This is a genomic window from Acidovorax sp. (assembly GCF_022763525.1).
Classification (GTDB): domain Bacteria; phylum Pseudomonadota; class Gammaproteobacteria; order Burkholderiales; family Burkholderiaceae_C; genus Acidovorax.
This window is the reverse complement of record NZ_JALEGG010000054.1, coordinates 18,490-35,001: the sequence shown is the minus strand read 5'-3', so window position 1 is coordinate 35,001 and position 16,512 is coordinate 18,490. Positions and strand designations below refer to the sequence as shown.

General features: G+C 65.9%; 14 protein-coding genes and 1 tRNA gene. 11 read left to right on the top strand and 4 right to left on the bottom strand.

Annotated elements, in window-relative coordinates; translation table 11 throughout:
- The first annotated feature begins 19 nt into the window (after positions 1–19).
- Positions 20–96, top strand: a tRNA-Asp gene (locus MRY84_RS04035).
- Positions 97–281: 185 nt separating this feature from the next.
- Here MRY84_RS04035 and MRY84_RS04030 read toward each other — a convergent pair.
- Complete coding sequence (locus tag MRY84_RS04030; protein ID WP_291504467.1) at positions 282–1,166, bottom strand: LysR family transcriptional regulator; 885 nt, start codon at positions 1,164–1,166, stop codon at positions 282–284.
- A gap of 75 nt (positions 1,167–1,241) precedes the next feature.
- Here MRY84_RS04030 and MRY84_RS04025 point away from each other — a divergent pair, with 75 nt between their 5' ends.
- Both MRY84_RS04025 and MRY84_RS04020 read left to right on the top strand, forming a co-directional pair.
- The gene (locus MRY84_RS04025) at positions 1,242–1,928 is read left to right on the top strand and encodes a GNAT family N-acetyltransferase (RefSeq protein WP_291504466.1); all 687 of its coding nucleotides are present in this window, start codon (positions 1,242–1,244) and stop codon (positions 1,926–1,928) included.
- An 80-nt stretch (positions 1,929–2,008) separates the two neighbouring features.
- A complete protein-coding gene (locus MRY84_RS04020; protein ID WP_291504465.1) occupies positions 2,009–3,232 on the top strand; it encodes an MFS transporter in 1,224 nt (407 codons plus the stop codon).
- Positions 3,233–3,308: 76 nt separating this feature from the next.
- On the opposite strand, the gene MRY84_RS04015 is transcribed toward MRY84_RS04020, so the two are convergent.
- From MRY84_RS04015 to MRY84_RS04005, 3 genes are all read right to left on the bottom strand, one after another.
- Complete coding sequence (locus MRY84_RS04015; protein WP_291504464.1) at positions 3,309–4,067, bottom strand: 3-hydroxyacyl-CoA dehydrogenase; 759 nt, start codon at positions 4,065–4,067, stop codon at positions 3,309–3,311.
- A gap of 121 nt (positions 4,068–4,188) precedes the next feature.
- A complete protein-coding gene (locus MRY84_RS04010) occupies positions 4,189–5,244 on the bottom strand; it encodes an extracellular solute-binding protein (protein ID WP_291504463.1) in 1,056 nt (351 codons plus the stop codon).
- A 358-nt stretch (positions 5,245–5,602) separates the two neighbouring features.
- Entirely contained in the window at positions 5,603–6,151 is a 549-nt protein-coding gene (locus tag MRY84_RS04005) for a phasin family protein (protein WP_291504462.1), read from the bottom strand.
- A gap of 199 nt (positions 6,152–6,350) precedes the next feature.
- On the opposite strand from MRY84_RS04005, the gene MRY84_RS04000 reads away from it, so the two are divergent.
- From MRY84_RS04000 to MRY84_RS03965, 8 genes are all read left to right on the top strand, one after another.
- A complete protein-coding gene (locus MRY84_RS04000) occupies positions 6,351–7,295 on the top strand; it encodes a histone deacetylase (RefSeq protein ID WP_291504461.1) in 945 nt (314 codons plus the stop codon).
- A complete protein-coding gene (locus MRY84_RS03995) occupies positions 7,292–7,774 on the top strand; it encodes a thioesterase family protein (protein ID WP_291504460.1) in 483 nt (160 codons plus the stop codon). The genes MRY84_RS04000 and MRY84_RS03995 overlap by 4 nt, the downstream gene beginning before the upstream one ends.
- A gap of 323 nt (positions 7,775–8,097) precedes the next feature.
- Complete coding sequence (gene pncB, locus MRY84_RS03990; RefSeq protein WP_291504459.1) at positions 8,098–9,318, top strand: nicotinate phosphoribosyltransferase; 1,221 nt, start codon at positions 8,098–8,100, stop codon at positions 9,316–9,318.
- Positions 9,319–9,384: 66 nt separating this feature from the next.
- Positions 9,385–10,797, top strand: coding sequence for a sodium:proton antiporter (locus MRY84_RS03985; RefSeq protein ID WP_291504458.1), 1,413 nt, complete (start codon positions 9,385–9,387; stop codon positions 10,795–10,797).
- Positions 10,798–10,969: 172 nt separating this feature from the next.
- Complete coding sequence (locus MRY84_RS03980) at positions 10,970–11,956, top strand: D-glycerate dehydrogenase (RefSeq protein WP_291504457.1); 987 nt, start codon at positions 10,970–10,972, stop codon at positions 11,954–11,956.
- A 65-nt stretch (positions 11,957–12,021) separates the two neighbouring features.
- Positions 12,022–13,845: a DNA recombination protein RmuC gene (rmuC, locus tag MRY84_RS03975; RefSeq protein ID WP_291504456.1), complete on the top strand. Its 1,824-nt coding sequence runs from the start codon at positions 12,022–12,024 to the stop codon at positions 13,843–13,845.
- Positions 13,842–15,014, top strand: a complete 1,173-nt coding sequence (locus MRY84_RS03970; protein ID WP_291504455.1) for an MFS transporter — start codon at positions 13,842–13,844, stop codon at positions 15,012–15,014. The genes rmuC and MRY84_RS03970 overlap by 4 nt, the downstream gene beginning before the upstream one ends.
- A 126-nt stretch (positions 15,015–15,140) precedes the next feature.
- Positions 15,141–16,502, top strand: coding sequence for a surface lipoprotein assembly modifier (locus tag MRY84_RS03965; protein ID WP_291504454.1), 1,362 nt, complete (start codon positions 15,141–15,143; stop codon positions 16,500–16,502).
- Positions 16,503–16,512: the final 10 nt, after the last annotated feature.

Below are 16,512 nucleotides of genomic sequence, written 5' to 3'. Positions count from 1 at the left end.
AGCGAAAAGCTGCCTGCCAGGAGTGGTAGTTCAGTTGGTTAGAATACCGGCCTGTCACGCCGGGGGTCGCGGGTTCGAGTCCCGTCCACTCCGCCAGATTGTCATGACGCTGCAGCCCATCGGGGTTTTAGCGGCGTAATGAAGAAAAATAAACGGGCTGTAGTAGCGATTACTGCAGTCCGTTTTTCTTTGTCCGTTGTTTGGCTGTGAACCTGCGCCGGGTATCGAAGTTTTCAGCGTTGAACGCGAAATCCGCAGCAACTGCAGCTGCTGCAGCTGCTTCACCGACGAAGCGCTTGCAACGCCGCCACCGTTTCCCGTAGTCCCCGGTGCAGCCGCTTGTCCTTGCGCAGGACGATGGCGAGCGTGCGGCGCAGTGGTGGTGACAAGGGCCGCACTTCCAGCGCGCTGCCGTGCCGCCTTTCCTGTACCGCCATCCCGGGTAGCACCGCGCAGCCCAGGCCGGCGGCCACCAGTTCCTTGATGGCTTCCACGCTGCCCAGCGACATGGCCGGCTGCAGCGCAACCCCGGCGCGGGCAAACCACGCGTCGGCCAAGCGCCGGGTCTGGCCGCCGGGCTCGTAGAGCAGCACAGGATGGCGTGCCAGCTCCTTGGCGCCCACGCGCCTTGGCAGGCCGGTGCCCTCGGGGGCAATGGCCACGAATGCGTCGTCCAGCAGCGGCGTGACATCCAGCATGCGCCCGCTGGCTGGCAGCGTGACCAGGCCCACGTCCAGCGTGTTGTCTTCCACCGCCTGCACGATGTCGGCGGTGTTGCCCGTGCTCACCGTGATCTCGAGGCCCGCAAAGCGCTGGCGCAGTGACCGCAGCACGGGGGGCAACAGGAAGATGCAGGCCGTGGCGCCCGTGCCCAGGCGGACACGGCCTGCCGTGCCATCGGCGTGGCGGGCGACCGCGTCGAGGGCGTCACTCACTGCTGCATCGATGCGGCCCACATGGGCGAGCAATTCGGCGCCTGCCGCGGTCGGCCGCAGCACGCGCCCTGCGCGCTCCACCAGGGGCGTGCCCAGGCGTTTTTCAAGCTGGCGCACCTGCAGGCTCACGGCCGGTTGGGTCAAGTCCAGGCGCTGCGCCGCCGCTGAAAAACTGCCCAGTTCGATGGCGGTGGCAAAGCCGTGCAGCTGGTCGAGGTTGATGCGCTCCATAGCAAAGAATTTCTCATACTATGCATAAAAAGACAAAGCTTCTTTTATGAGTCAAGGCTTGCCACACTGGCAGCCATGCACACCTTTTCACGCACTCCACACCCTTCACGCACCGGCTACGCCGACCAGGTCGCGCCCTTGTTGCCCTTTGCTGTACAGGCTGCCCAGGCTGCCAACGGAAAAACTGCGGCTGCACCCGCCGTACGCGCCCTGCGCGACGACGACCTGGCCGCCGTCCAGGCGCTGTATGCGCACCACGTGCTCCACGGGCTGGCATCGTTCGAGGAAGTGCCCCCCGACGTGGCCGAGCTGCGCGCCCGGCATGCCGCGGTACGGGCGGCAGGACTGCCCTACCTGGTGGCGGAGCTCGATGGCCAGGTCGTCGGTTTTGCCTATGCCACGCAGTACCGGGCGCGCTCGGCGTACCGCCACACGGTGGAGGATTCCGTCTACGTGGCTCCGGGGTGGGCGGGGCGCGGCATTGGTGCCGCATTGCTGGGCGAAGTGATCCGGCTGTGCGAGGCGGGACCTTGGCGGCAAATGCTCGCGGTGATCGGGCAGGGCGACGAGAACGCCGGCTCGATGGCGCTGCATGCGCGCCTGGGGTTCGAGCGCATCGGCGCGCTGCGGTCGGTGGGGTTCAAGCAGGAGCGATGGCTGGACACCGTGCTGATGCAGCGGCCGCTCGGTACCGGAAGCGGGACTGGACCCTCCAGCATGCAGCCCTGGGGGGCGCCGTTGCAAAGCAGGGCGGGGGCTTAGTGGCGCCGGTTCCGGGGACGGACGTTCCGGCCACCCGTTCAACCTCCACGGTGCCCGGGCAGGGCCTTCCGGGACGCGCCGTGCTGTACCTGGGTGTCTCGCAGTTCATTGCATGGGGCATCTCGTACTACCTGATCGGCGCCCTGGGCGATGCCATCTCGTACGGGCTTGGCTGGAGCCGCACCGTGGTCCATGGCGGGTTTGCGGCGGCACTGCTGGTGATGGGCGCCGTGTCCAGCGCCGCGGGGCGTTGCGTGGACCGATGGGGCGGCCGGCGGGCGATGGCGGCCGGATCGCTCTTGCTGGCAGTGGCATGTCTGGCCCTCGCAGCTGCAGACGGTGTCGCGGTCTACTACGCGGCCTGGATGGTGATGGGCGTGGCCATGCGCCTGACGCTGTACGACGCCGCTTTTGCCGCTCTGGCGCATTGGCTGGGGCCGAAAGCGCGCCGGCCCATGGCGCAGATCACCTTGCTGGGCGGCTTGGCATCTAGCGTCTTCTGGCCCGCGGGACATGCACTGGCCGGTGCCTGTGGGTGGCGTGGTGCGCTGGTGGTGTACGCCGCCCTGGCCCTGCTGACGGTGCCGCTGCACCTCGCGTTGCCGCGCTGCGCTGCATTGTTGTCGGGCGCGAAAGACGGTGCCGGCGGTACGGACGCTGCCCGGCCGATCGGTGGAGAGCCGCTGGCCGCAACGCGCGCGCAGCGCACCCTGGCCGGCGCGCTGTTTGCCGCCATGACCACGCTTGTGAATTTTCTGAATGCGGGCATGTCGGCGCACACCGTGGGGCTGCTCGCCGGCCTGGGGTTCGCGCTGCCGTGGGCAGTGGGCATGGCGTCGTTGCGGGGCGTGGGCCAGTCATCGGCGCGGCTGGCCGACGTGCTGTGGGGTGGTCGGTGGCACCCGCTGGCGCTGGGTGCCGGGGCCGCTTTGCTGCTGCCCGTTGCCTGCCTGGCGGGACTGTGGTCGGGCCAGGCGCTGGCGGCACTGGTGTTCGTGCTGGCCTATGGTGCGGGCAACGGCCTCTTGACCATCACCCGCGGCACCGTGCCGCTGGTGCTCTTCGATCACCGTAGCTACGGCGCTCAGATGGGGCGGCTGGTGGCTCCGGGCTTTGTGCTGTCGGCCTGTGCGCCGGTGGCGTACGCAGCCGTCATCGATCACGCAGGGGCGGCGGCGGCCTTGTGGTTGTCGGTGGGGGTGGCGGCACTCGCGTTTGGCATGGCGCTGGCGTTGTGGATCGGCTTTGCACCGGGTGCCCGCCGGGCCGCCACAAAAGACCAGGCCCGGCGGAACCGGGCCTGATTTCATGGCCTCGGAGGGCCTTCGCGCTTGGCTAGCGGGCGCTGATGGCTATTGTTTTGATAGCAATCGGGATGATTCAGCGCGGCGCCAGGCGGATCGCGCCATCCAGGCGGATGACTTCGCCGTTCAGCATGTCGTTCTCGAAGATGTGCTTAACGAGCTTGGCGTAGTCCTGTGGCGTGCCTAGGCGGCTGGGGAAGGGCACGCCGGCGGCCAGTGCGTCCTGCACTTCCTGCGGCATGCCGAACAGCATGGGTGTGCCGAAGATGCCGGGAGCGATGGTCATGTTGCGGATCCCGTTGCGGGCCAGGTCGCGGGCGATGGGCAGGGTCATGCCCACCACGCCGCCCTTGGATGCGGAATAGGCTGCCTGGCCGATCTGGCCGTCAAAGGCCGCCACGCTGGCGGTCGAGATCAGCACGCCGCGCTCGCCCGTGGCTTCGGGCTCATTCTTGCTCATGGCTTCGGCGGCCAGACGGATCATGTTGAAACTGCCGATCAGGTTGACGGTGATGGTCTTGCTGAACAGCGCCAGTGCGTGGGCTCCGTTCTTGCCCACGGTTTTCTCTGCGGGCGCGATGCCGGCACAGTTGACCAGGCCCATCAATTTGCCCAGGGACACTGCCTTGGCCACCACGGCGTGGCCGTCGGCTTCGTTGCTGACATCGCACTTCACGAATGAGCCGCCGATGTCTTTGGCCACGGCTTCACCCTTTTCGGCTTGCATGTCGGCGATGACCACGGTGCCGCCCTGTGCGGCCAGCATGCGCGCTGTGCCTTCTCCCAGGCCTGAGGCGCCGCCAGTGACGATGAATACCTTGCCCTTGATGTCCATGTTCTGTCTCCGATAAGTGACGTTAACGTAAACGTCAATTATGGCGCATCTCCCAGGGCTGCTGAAGGCGAAAAAAAGCCCGGACCAGGCCGGGCTTGTCGGTGCGGGGTGCAGGGCAGACTTACTGGAAACCCACGCGGTCCAGCATCTGCTGCACCTTCGTGGTGTTGGCGCCCACAGCACTGATGGGAATGGTTTCGCTCTTGAACGGCTGGCCGCCCGTCATGGCCTTGAGGGCCGGGTTGTCCAGGGTCACGCCCTTGGCGGCAGGCCACTCGTTATTGCCATTGGCAAGGTAGTTTTGGGCTTCGGGGCTGGCGAGGTATTCGAGGAACTTAATGGCGTTGGCCTGGTTCTTTGAGTGCTTGGCGACAGCTCCCCCAGAGATATTCAGGTGGGTGCCCCAAGAGTCCTGGTTGGGGAATACCACGCCGACCTTATTGACCACGGCCACGTCCTCGGGCTTGGTGGAACGCATCATGCGGGCCAGGTAGTAGCTGTTGGTGACCGCGATATCGCATTCGCCTGCAGCCACAGCCTTGATCTGGTCGGTGTCGCCGCCCTTGGGAGGCCGGGCCAGGTTGGCCACGACGCCCTTGAGCCAGGCCTCTGCCTTTTGCTCGCCCATGTGTTCGGTCACGGCGCCAAACAGGCTGAGGTTGTAAGGGTGCGAGCCCGAGCGGATGCAGAGCTTGCCCTTGTTCTTGGGGTCACCCAGTTCCTCGTAGGTATCAACGTCCGCCTTTTGGACCTTGATCTTGTTGTAGACCACCACGCGCGCCCGGGTTGACAGGCCGTACCAGGCGATGCCACCGTCGGCGGCGGGTTTGCTGCGCAGGTTGGCGGGGATCGCCTCATTGAGCACGGCTGATTGGATGGGCTGGAACAGGCCATCCACCTCGCCCTTGTAGAGGCGGGCCGCATCCACCAGCAAGATCACGTCGGCCGGCGAAGCAGCGCCTTCGGCTTTCAAACGTGCCAGGATCCCGGCGTCGTCCGCATCCACGCGGTTGATCTTGATGCCCGTGGCCTTCGTGAAGCCGCTGTACAGCGCCTCATCCGTGGAGTAGTGGCGGGCCGAGTAGAGATTGACAACTTGCTCCTGAGCATGGGCGGTGCCTGCAGTGGCAGCGGCCACGACACAAACGCTCAGCAGGGCTTTCACGGTCTTCGACATCGATGCATCTTTCAAGGTTGGACTGCTCCGATGATAAAGCAAACACGAATTATTCTTAATAAGTACTGGTCTGCGAACCGGAATTGAGAACAGGTTGTCTGACCCAGCGCAAGCAGGGTGTTGCGTCGATTGGGTTCTGGCGCATGCCGTGTGCCGTCAAACACCGCCCAGCTGCCGCGAAGCCAAAAAAAAGCCCGGTCATGAACCGGGCTTTAAAAGGATCCCTGAAACGGGGGTTTCGAGAGGATCCAAGGAGACAACTGATGCGCCACTAACAATGTCAACGGCGCGAGGTTGAATTATCAGGGTAACCCCTGAGTGCGGCCTAGAGTCTGCACTCCAGACCACAGGTTGCCATTCAGCGCTTGCGGGGAGCCGCGGTCTTGGCAGCGTTGGCAGCGGTGTTGGCCACGGCGTTGAAGTTGGCTTCGGCCACGTCCGACGCTTGCTTGACGGCCTTTTGCACCGATTCAAAAGCGTTGTTGGCGGCGGAAACGGCGCTCTTCATCACGGCCACGGCGGTTTCGGAACCAGCCGGGGCGTTCTTGGCGGCGCTGTCCACCAGGTTGGTGAATGCGCGTTGTGCGTCGGTAGCCTGCACTTCGAAAGCCTTGCCGAATTCAGCACCTGTGCCCGACGCGATGTCGTACAGGTGACGGCTGTAGGCTGCGGTCTTTTCGGCGAGGGGCTGGAACAGGCCGGCTTGGAGGGCCAGCAGTTCTTGCGCGTCCTTCACGGCCAGAACGGCTTGCGTGTGGTTGGCGGCTTCGGTCAGTGCTGCGCGGGAAGCGGTGACGTTCAGTTCCACCAGCTTTTCCACGCCTTCGAAAGCCTTGCTGGTCAGGCCAAACAGGGTTTCGATGTTGGCTTTGTGGGAGGCCAGGATTTGTTCAGCGGTCAGCGTCATGTCATAACTCCTAAAAATGAGGGGCCTTGGCGGCCGGGTACTTCACGGACATCTGCGCTGGCCCCGACTGGTTAGTCATGTTGCAGTGCAGCATGGAACGAATTTTAGGGACTTGAGGCGCTATTGCAAGGGTTTTTTGTTGCATTGCAGCAATTTAGGGGCGGCCACCCAGAGATTGGCGGCTTGCCACAATGGCGTCATGCACGCCTACTATGCCGACCAATTCGTGCTGCCCCTCCCGCCCGGTCACCGTTTTCCGATGGCGAAATACCGCCGTCTGCGCGATCAGGTGGCGCTGCACCTGCCGGGGGTAGCGTTGCAAGTGGCTTTGCCTGCATCCGACAGCGAACTCGCGCTTGCGCACGACCCCCGATACATCGACGCCATTGCCGAGGGCACGCTGGCCCCTGCAGCCCAGCGCGAGATCGGATTTCCGTGGAGCCCGGCAATGGCCGAGCGTGCGCGCCGCTCGGTGGGTGCCACCGTGGCAGCGGCACGCGCGGCATTGCGCGATGGCGTTGCGGGCAATTTGGCCGGGGGCACACACCACGCGCAAACGGGCAAGGGCAGCGGTTTTTGCGTTTTCAATGATGTTGCAGTCGCCACACGGGTGATGCAGGTGGAGCGGGCCCGCGCCGCCGGGCGGCCGCAGCGGAGCCGGCGCCTGCCCGTGGCAGTCATCGATCTGGACGTGCACCAGGGCAACGGTACGGCACAGATCTTTTGCGGCGACCACAGCGTGTTCACGCTGTCGTTGCATGGCGCGCGCAATTTTCCGTTTCGCAAGGAGCCCAGTGACCTGGACGTGGAACTGCCTGATGGCTGCACCGATGCGGAATACCTTCAGGCGCTGGAGCAGGCGCTGCAAACGCTCGAAGAGCAGTTTCAGCCGGAGCTGGTCTTTTACCTAGCGGGTGCGGACCCGCACGAGGGCGATCGCCTGGGCCGGCTTGCCCTGACGCACGACGGCCTGGAGGCGCGCGACCGGCGGGTGTTCGACTGGGCGTGGCAGCGGCGCATTCCGATCGCGTTTGCGATGGCAGGGGGCTACGGCCGCCATCTGGACGATACGGTGCAGGCCCAGCTCAACACCTGGCGGGTCGCCTGGCAGTATTACCAGCGCTGGCAAAATCTGCGGCCATGACCTCCGATGCCCGCAACGCCTTGAGCCCGCCTTCCGCCCCCGCACGTCCGGCACCGCAGCCTCGCAGTGCTTATCGGGCATTTCGTTCCATCAGCACACGCTGGGCGGACAACGACGTCTACGGCCACGTGAACAACGTCGTGTACTACAGCTGGTTCGACACGGCCGTCAATGCGCATCTGATTGACCAGGGGGTGCTCGACATCCACGCGGGCCAGACCATTGGCCTCGTCATCGAGACCCAATGCAACTACTTTGCCCCGCTGGCCTTCCCCCAAACCGTGGAGGCCGGGATCCGGGTGGCGCGGCTGGGCGGCTCCAGCGTGCGCTACGAGGTGGGCCTGTTCGCGCAGGGCGAGCCGCTCACCGCAGCGGCGGGGCACTTCATCCATGTGTATGTCGACCGCGGGAGCCGCCGTCCCGTGCCCGTGCCCGAGCCCTTGCGCAAAGTGCTGGAAGCCTTGCTGACGGCAAGTTGACCTTTGGGAGGCGATTGCTATCTTTATGATAGCTTTTGGTGCTTGTCTATTCAGAGCGGGCTGCCATTTTGAGCCACGTGGCGACCGCGCCCGCGGCAGGTGTTTGCCCTCGGGCAGCGCCGCGCGCCATGGCCTACACTTTGCGGCTCTGCTGCACGGCCCCCAGGGACCCTCTGCACGAATCACCGCGCCGTATGCATCTGCGGACTCGGGCGGTTTGCGCCTCGCAACCCATCCCGATCCGCAGCGCCCATTGGGCAGCGAGATTCGTGCAGAGGACCTCTGGGCACCCGGCGTTCTCGCGCGTCCGCACCGCACTGTCCATGATCATCACCAGCCTTCTCGACACCGACCTGTACAAGTTCACCATGATGCAGGTGGTGCTGCACCAGTTTCCGGGGGCGCAGGTCGAGTACAAGTTCAAGTGCCGTAATCCGGGCGTGCAGCTGGCGCCGTTCGCCAATGAGATTCGCGACGAAATCCGCTCGCTGTGCAGCCTGCAGTTCCAGGATGCCGAGCTGGCCTATCTGCGATCGCTGCGCTTTATCAAGAGCGATTTCGTGGATTTTCTGGGGCTGTTCAAGCTCAACGAAAAGTACATCACCCTGACCCCGCAGCCAAACGGCGAAATCGACATCAGCATCCGAGGGCCTTGGCTGCACACCATCCTGTTCGAGATCCCGGTGCTGGCCATCGTCAATGAGGTTTACTTCCGCAACACCCAGAAGGTGCCGGACTTCCCCGAGGGCCGCAGGCGGCTGGACACCAAGATCGCGCTCCTGCAGGGCGAAGGACTGTCGGACCTGAAGATCGCCGACTATGGAACACGCCGCCGGTTCAGCCGTGCCTGGCACGAGGAAGTGCTGCGTGTGCTGGTGGCCCGCCTGGGCACGGGCGACCGCCGTCCAGGGTCGCCCGCGGGGCCGGGCCAGTTTGCCGGCACCAGCAACGTGCTGTATGCGATGAAGCTGGGTGTGACGCCCCTGGGCACCATGGCGCACGAATATCTGCAGGCCTGCCAGGCCCTGGGTCCGCGGCTGCGTGACAGCCAGGTGTTTGGCTTCGAGATGTGGGCCAAGGAATACCGCGGCGATCTGGGCATCGCACTGTCGGATGTCTACGGCATGAGTGCGTTCCTGCGCGACTTCGACCTGTATTTCTGCAAGCTCTTCGACGGCGCGCGCCACGACAGCGGCGACCCTTTCGCCTGGGGCGAGCGCCTGCTGGAGCACTACCGCAAGAACCGTGTGGATCCGCTGACCAAGACGCTGATCTTCAGCGACGCGCTCACTGTGCCGCGCACCATCGAGCTGTACCAGCAGTTCCGCGGCCGCTGCCAGCTCGCGTTCGGCATTGGCACAAACCTGACGAACGATCTCGGCAGCCCGCCCGTGCACGAGCCGCTGCAGGTGGTCATTAAGATGACGCGCTGCAACGGCCAGCCCGTGGCAAAGCTCTCCGACACGCCCGGCAAGGGCATGTGCGATGACGAGAAGTACCTGGCCTACCTGCGTCAGGTGTTCGACATCCCGGCGCCCGCCTGAAGAACATTGCGTTGCCGGGACGGCACGCGCACCCCCGTTTTCGACAATCTGATGGAGACAAGAAAGATGAAATTCTCGCGCGGGCTGGCGTGTGCTGGCCTTCTTGCAGTGCTGCCCGGCTGGGCCATGGCGGCCGATATCGACGGTGCCACGCTGTCCGTGCTGTGGGGCGTGCCCTTTGCGGGCATCCTGCTGTCGATTGCGCTCATGCCGCTGCTGGCCCCCATTTTCTGGCACCACCATTTCGGCAAGGTCGCGGCGGCCTGGGGGCTGGCGTTTCTGCTGCCGTTTGCCATCACCTTCGGTCCTGGCGTGGCAGGCGCAAGTCTGGTGCATGCGCTGCTGGCCGAGTACATCCCCTTCGTGATCCTGCTCACGGCGCTGTTCACCGTGGCAGGGGGCATCTTCATCCGTGGCAACCTGCATGGCAGCCCGGGGCTCAACACCACCATCCTGGCCATTGGAGCGGTGCTGGCCAGCTTCATGGGGACGACAGGGGCGTCGATGCTGCTCATCCGCCCCCTCATCCGTGCGAACGACAACCGCAAACACGTGGCCCATGTAGTGGTGTTCTTCATCTTCATCGTCTCCAACGCGGGCGGCTCGCTCACCCCACTGGGCGATCCGCCCCTCTTCCTGGGCTTTCTCAAAGGGGTGGATTTCTTCTGGACGGTGCGCCACATCCTCCCTGAGACGCTGTTCCTCGTCGGCACATTGCTGGCCATCTTCTTCGTGCTCGACAGCTGGTATTACCGCCGCCGCGAAGAAGTGCTCCATGCCGACCCCACGCCTGACAGCCGCGCGATCGGCTTTGACGGCAAGGTGAACTTCGCGCTGTTGGGTGCAGTGGTGGGCCTCGTGTTGCTCAGCGGCTTCTGGAAGTCCCCCACGGTGTTCAACATCGCAGGCACAGAGGTTGGTTTGCCCGGCATCGTGCGCGACGTGGGCCTCGTCATCGTGACGCTGGTGTCGCTGTGGCTCACGCCCAAGAGGGTTCATGAGGACAACCAGTTCAGCTGGGGCCCCATGCAGGAGGTGGCCAAGCTGTTCGCTGGAATTTTTCTCACCATCATCCCCGTCATCGCCATGCTCAAGGCCGGGGTCAATGGCCCGTTTGGCGCCATCGTGGCGGCTGTCACGCGGCCGGACGGCTCGCCGGATCCGGCCATGTACTTCTGGGCGGCAGGCACGCTCAGCTCATTCCTCGACAACGCGCCCACTTACCTCGTGTTCTTCAACACCGCCGGTGGCGACCCGGCCGTGCTGATGACCACCCTGGCGCCCACGCTGGCTGCCATCTCGGCAGGGGCCGTGTTCATGGGCGCGAACACCTACATCGGCAACGCGCCCAACCTCATGGTCAAGGCCATCGCCGAAGACCGGGGCGTGAAGATGCCGAGCTTCTTCGGCTACATGCTGTGGTCGGGAGGCATCCTGGTGCCGCTGTTCATCATCATGACTTTCATCTGGTTTAGATAGTGGACATCCCCCTGAGCGGCTGCGCCGCTGCCCCCTTCTCTCGCATCGCTGCGCGCTGCGGGAAGGGGGGCGCCGCCCTCGCTGCAGGGCGGCCTTTGCTCGGCGGCCCTGGTATTGGTGCACGCCCGTTCTACGTGCGGTGATCTCCACCCAATTGATTGGAAATAGCAGTATGAGCCAACCCCGCATCCTGGTCGCGCGAGCGATCTTCCCCGACATCGTGGACCGCCTCCGCGAGCATTTCGACGTGGAAGCGAACCCCGACGACGTGATCTGGACCCCGGCCGAGCTGGCCGCGCGTTTGGCTGACAAGGATGGCGTGCTCACCACCGGCAGCCAGCGCATCGACGCCGCGCTGCTGGCCGCCGCGCCGCGCCTCAAGATCTGCGCCAACATGGCCGTGGGCTACAACAACTTCGACGTGGACGCCATGACGGCGGCTGGCGTGCAGGGCACCAACACGCCCGATGTGCTGACCGAGACCACGGCCGACTTCGGGTTTGCATTGCTGATGGCCACGGCCCGCCGCATGACCGAGAGCGAACATTACCTGCGCGCCGGCAAATGGACCAAGTGGAGCTACGACATGTTCGCGGGCAGCGACATCCACGGCAGCACGCTGGGCATCATCGGCATGGGGCGCATCGGGCAGGGCATTGCCAAGCGCGGCGCGCATGGCTTTGGCATGAAGGTGGTCTATCACAACCGCTCGCGGCTTTCGGCAGAGCTAGAAGCCGAATGCAAGGCCAGCTATGTCAGCAAAGAGGAACTTCTGCGCACTGCAGACCATGTGATGCTGGTCGTGCCTTACACGGCCGCGTCGCACCACACCATCGGCGCGTCCGAGCTGGCGCTGATGAAGCCCACGGCCACGCTCATCAACATTGCGCGCGGCGGTATCGTGGACGACGCGGCTTTGGCCCTGGCCCTGCGCGAGCGGCGCATTGCGGCAGCGGGCCTGGATGTGTTCGAGGGCGAGCCAAACGTGCACCCCGACCTGCTCACCGTGCCCAACGTGGTGCTCACGCCGCACATTGCCAGCGCCACGGTGCCCACGCGCCGGGCCATGGCGAATCTGGCGGCGGACAATCTGATCGTTTTTTTTGGCGGCCAGGGCGCGCTCACGCCGGTGAACAAGCCTGCCTCCGCCAGAGTTTGAATCCAATCGGCTGCCCGCGCTTGCCAGTCAAGCGCAAGCAGCTATCAAAAACATAGTGGACTGCCTTGACTACTGAATCGCTTGTTCTGCTGGCCGTGCTGGCCTTGGTGCTGGTGCTGACCGTGCTGCTGCTGGTGCGGCGCCCGCGGGTGGACCTGCCGCCTGAATGGCTGGCGCGCCTGACGGCGCTGGAGAGCACCGCGCAGGCCACGCAGCTGGCCGTGGCCAAGAACGACGGGGCCATGGACGCGTTGGCCAACCAGCTGGCCGGGTTCACGCAGGCCACGCAGCACACGCTGGAGTCCCTGCGCCACGCAGTGGACGAGCGTCTGGCCCAAGCCGTGGCCGAGTCGCGCAACGGTCGCGCCGAGCTGCTGGCTGCGTTTGGGGTTTTCGAAGCGCGGCTGGAGCAGCGGCAGACGGCGCTGGATGCCTCTCTCGCGCAGCGCTTTGACGGCCTTCAGCAGGCCGTGGCCAGCCGCCTGGAGGAAAGCAGCAAGGCGCTCCTGGCGCACCTGGCACAGGGCCAGGCGGATTCGGCGGCCGCCCGCAAGGAGCTGTCGGACACGCTGGTCGGTTTTCGCACCGAGCTCACCGCCACCACGGGCGCGCTGGCGGCCGAAAGCGTCAAGTCGCGCGAAGCGATGGGCGAGAGCGCAGTGCTGTTCGAGAAACGCATCCAGGAGCGCTTCGAGGCCCTGCAGGCTGCCACGCGCCTCACCCTTGACTCGCTCAAGGGAGACATTCAGGCACAGCTGGGCACCATGTCCACGGCGCTCAAGGACCAGCTGGAGGCCAATGGCACCCAGATCAAGAACCAGTTCTCGGTGTTGCAAGATGCCGTCTCGCAGCAGCTGGCCGGCCTGGTGCAGGGCAGCCAGCACAACGCCGAGCAACTGCGCACCGCGCTCAACGAGCGCCTGGGCGCCATCCAGGCCGACAACGCCACCAAGCTCGAGGAGATGCGCCGCACGGTGGACGAAAAGCTCCACGCCACGCTGGAGCAGCGCCTGGGCGAATCCTTCAAGCTGGTCAGCGACCGGCTGGAGCAAGTGCACAAGGGCCTGGGCGAAATGCAAACCCTTGCGGGCAGCGTGGGCGACTTGAAGCGCGTGATGACCAACGTGAAGACGCGCGGCACCTGGGGCGAAATGCAGCTGGGTGCCATCATCGACAACGTGCTCACGCCCGACCAGTTCGCACGCAACGTCAAGACCGTGCCGGGCAGCGACGAACTGGTCGAATTCGCCATCCGCCTGCCAGGCCGAAACGACGAACATCCCGTGTGGCTGCCCATCGACTCGAAGTATCCCGTGGAGCAATACCAACGCCTGCTGGACGCGCAGGACGCGGCCGACAAGCTCCTCATCGCGTCGGCCGGCAACGCGTTCGAGACGTCCATCAAGCTCGAGGCCAAGAAGATCTTCGCCAAATACGTCTCGCCCCCGCACACCACCGACTTTGCCGTGCTGTACCTGCCCACCGAGGGGCTGTTTGCCGAGGTGATGCGCCGCCCCGGCCTGGTCGAAGCGGTGCAGAACGAATGCCGCGTGATGATCACCGGCCCGGCCAACCTAGCGGCCATGCTCAACAGTTTGCAGATGGGCTTCAAGACGCTGGCCATCGAAAAGCGCTCCTCCGAGGTGTGGAGCCTTTTGGGCATGGTCAAGACCGAGTTCGCCAAGTTTGGCGACGTGGTGGAGGCCACCAAGAAATCCATCGACGCCGCCGCCAAGAAGTTTGACGAGGTGGGCGTGCGCACCCGCGCCATCCAGCGCAAGCTGCGCGACGTGCAGGAGCTGCCGGCCCCCACCGCCACCACCGTGCCCTTGCCGGGAGGCGGCACGGCCGCGCTGCCGGGCCTCGACCCCGAGGACGATCCGCTGTGAACTGGGCCCTGGCCCGCCTGATTGCGGCGCAGATCTGTGTGCACGGCAGCATGGCCGGCATGCGGCTGGCAGCGCCCTTGCTGGCGCTGCGCGAGGGCTACAGCGTGGCAGCCGTGGGATTTCTGGTGGCGCTGTTTGCGCTCACGCAGGTGATCCTGGCACTGCCGGCGGGCCGCTTTGCCGACCGCCACGGCCTTCAGCGGCCCATGACTTACTCGGTGGCCTTGGCATGCGCGGGCGCGGGGCTGGCGGTGGTGTTCCCGACCTTTGTGGTGCTGTGCCTTGCCGCCCTCATGACAGGGGCTGCCGCAGGGGGCGCCACCATTGCCGTGCAGCGCCACGCGGGCCGCGCCGTGCACGATCCCACGGTGCTCAAGCAGGTGTTCAGCTGGCTGTCCATCGGGCCCGGGGTGTCCAATTTCATCGGCCCTTTTGTGGCGGGGCTGGCCATCGACCACGCGGGTGGAAGTCCGGGCAGCCTCGATGGCTACCGGGCGGCCTTTGCGCTACTGGCGTTGCTGCCCGTGGTGAGCTGGCTTTGCGTGCGGGGCACGCAGGAGCTGCCAACAGCTGCCGCCGCCGCGGCCCACGACGGGCCGCCGCCGCGCGCCTGGGATCTGCTCAAGGATCCGCCGTTTCGCCGCCTGCTGATCGTGAACTGGCTGATCTCGTCCTGCTGGGACGTGCACGCCTTTGCGGTGCCGTTGCTGGGGCACGAGCGCGGCCTGTCGGCGGCGGTCATCGGCACCATCTTCGGTGCGTTTGCGCTGGCGGTCACGGCCATTCGCGTGCTCATGCCCTTTGTGGCCAGGCATCTGCGCGAGCGCGGCGTGATGGCGGGCGCCATGCTGCTGACGGCCGCGCTGTTCGCTGTGTACCCGCTGCTGCACAGCGCGCTGGCGATGGGGCTGTGCTCGGTGCTGCTGGGCCTGGCGCTGGGCACTGGCCAGCCCATGGTGATGAGCCTGCTGCACCAGATCACCCCATCGCACCGCCAGGGCGAAGCACTGGGCTTGCGCCTGATGGCCATCAACGCCTCCAGCGTTTTCATGCCCCTGCTGTTCGGCTCGGCCGGCGCCGTGATGGGCGTGGCCGGCCTGTTCTGGGCGGTGGGCGCGGCCGGTTTGGCTGGCGCCCGGCTGGCGTGGTGCATCGGCGGCCAGAAATAGCCAGCGGCGCAGCCCGCGCGGTGCCGCACGGTGGGAAGCCCTTGCCTAGCCAGGGCTTGCGCGGATGAGCAAATGGCCAGAAAAAGAGTAGATTGGCGCCTTCGACAGAGGGTAGAGGGGGCTGACATGAGCGTTCCATCCTGCTGGCGGCTCGCACGTCGCCTGGCCATGCTGCCTTTTTTGCTGGGGGCTCCCGGTGCCATGCTTCACGCCGGCGAAGGCGCGGACGGTGTCGGCGGTGACGTGCTGGGCCAGGCCGAAGCACTGCTCGCGCAGCGCGATGCCCAGCGCGCGTTCGAGCTGCTCGACCCGTACGAGGCAGTCCGCGCGGGCGACCCCGCTTTTGACACCCTGATGGGGCGGGCCGCCTTTGCGGCGGGCCAGTTCAGCCGCGCCGTGCTGGCGTGGGAACGCGTGGTGGCCGTGCAACCCGACAACGCCGCTGCGGCCTGGGAGCTGGGACGCGCGCTGCATGCCGTGGGCGATCGGCGGGGCGCCGCTGCGGTCTCGGAGCGCGTTCGCACCGACGGGGTGCCTGTGGATGCCGCGCTCAGCATCGACCAGTTCCTGGTCTCGCACGACCGCCGGGGACACGATGGTGGTTCCACCTGGAAGGGCTACGTTGAATTCGCGCTGGGGCGCGACTCCAACGTCAACGCCGGTCCGGGCCCCGACGCCCCCACGCTTTCGCCCCCAGGCACACCGGCCTGGACGCTGGCCCCGGGTGCTGAAGCACAGCGCGCATCGTATGCCCAGGTGCAGGGCAACCTCCGCGGGCGGCACGTGCTGGATGCGCGCTGGTCCCTCATCGGCTCGGCAACCGCCGAGCTGCACGGGCATGCCGGTGCCGGGGATGCGTACGACAGTACCCAGCTGGACGCCACGGCCGGCGTGGCCTACCGGTGGGAACGGCACGAGTGGATGCTGAGTGCCCAGGGGGCGACCTACCGGCTGGACGGCAGCACGCTGCGCAACATTGGAGGGGCGCTGGCGCAGTGGATCTACCGGATCGACGGCTATCGCCACTGGGATACGTTTGTCCAGGTGCAGGGGCTGCGCTATCCGGCGCAGTCCCTGCGGGATGCGCGGCGCACGGTCGGCGGGGCTTCCTACGTGCAGGTGCTGCGCACCGGCAGCCTGTTCTACGCGGGGCTGTATGCCGGGCGGGAGTCCCCCCGTGCAGACAACCTCGAACATCTGCAGCATGACCTGACTGGCGTGCGCGCGGGCTTGCAGTGGGCGCTCAGTGCGCAATGGGCTGCCTTCGCGCACTTGAACCACGAACGGCGCAGCTACGGTGGGGCGGACCCCTTCTTTGGCGTGGTGCGCCGTGATCGCCAGACGCAGTGGGCGCTGGGGTTGTCATGGCTGCCCGCGCCGGGATGGCGCGTCACGCCCCAATGGGCGCAGACGCGCAACGCATCCAACGTGCCCATTACCGACTATGACCGCCGGGTGTTCTCCGTCACGGTGCGGCGCGAGTTTTGAGGAGCCAAGC

Bases quoted from the DNA above. Each gene is read 5' to 3' on its own strand.
- pncB (WP_291504459.1), top strand. From the start codon at position 8,098: ATGATCATCACCAGCCTTCTCGACACCGACCTGTACAAGTTCACCATG.
- MRY84_RS04030 (WP_291504467.1), bottom strand. From the start codon at position 1,166: ATGGAGCGCATCAACCTCGACCAGCTGCACGGCTTTGCCACCGCCATC.
- MRY84_RS04025 (WP_291504466.1), top strand. From the start codon at position 1,242: ATGCACACCTTTTCACGCACTCCACACCCTTCACGCACCGGCTACGCC.
- MRY84_RS03985 (WP_291504458.1), top strand. From the start codon at position 9,385: ATGAAATTCTCGCGCGGGCTGGCGTGTGCTGGCCTTCTTGCAGTGCTG.
- MRY84_RS03995 (WP_291504460.1), top strand. From the start codon at position 7,292: ATGACCTCCGATGCCCGCAACGCCTTGAGCCCGCCTTCCGCCCCCGCA.
- MRY84_RS04005 (WP_291504462.1), bottom strand. From the start codon at position 6,151: ATGACGCTGACCGCTGAACAAATCCTGGCCTCCCACAAAGCCAACATC.
- MRY84_RS03980 (WP_291504457.1), top strand. From the start codon at position 10,970: ATGAGCCAACCCCGCATCCTGGTCGCGCGAGCGATCTTCCCCGACATC.
- MRY84_RS03965 (WP_291504454.1), top strand. From the start codon at position 15,141: ATGAGCGTTCCATCCTGCTGGCGGCTCGCACGTCGCCTGGCCATGCTG.
- MRY84_RS04010 (WP_291504463.1), bottom strand. From the start codon at position 5,244: ATGTCGAAGACCGTGAAAGCCCTGCTGAGCGTTTGTGTCGTGGCCGCT.
- MRY84_RS04015 (WP_291504464.1), bottom strand. From the start codon at position 4,067: ATGGACATCAAGGGCAAGGTATTCATCGTCACTGGCGGCGCCTCAGGC.
- MRY84_RS04000 (WP_291504461.1), top strand. From the start codon at position 6,351: ATGCACGCCTACTATGCCGACCAATTCGTGCTGCCCCTCCCGCCCGGT.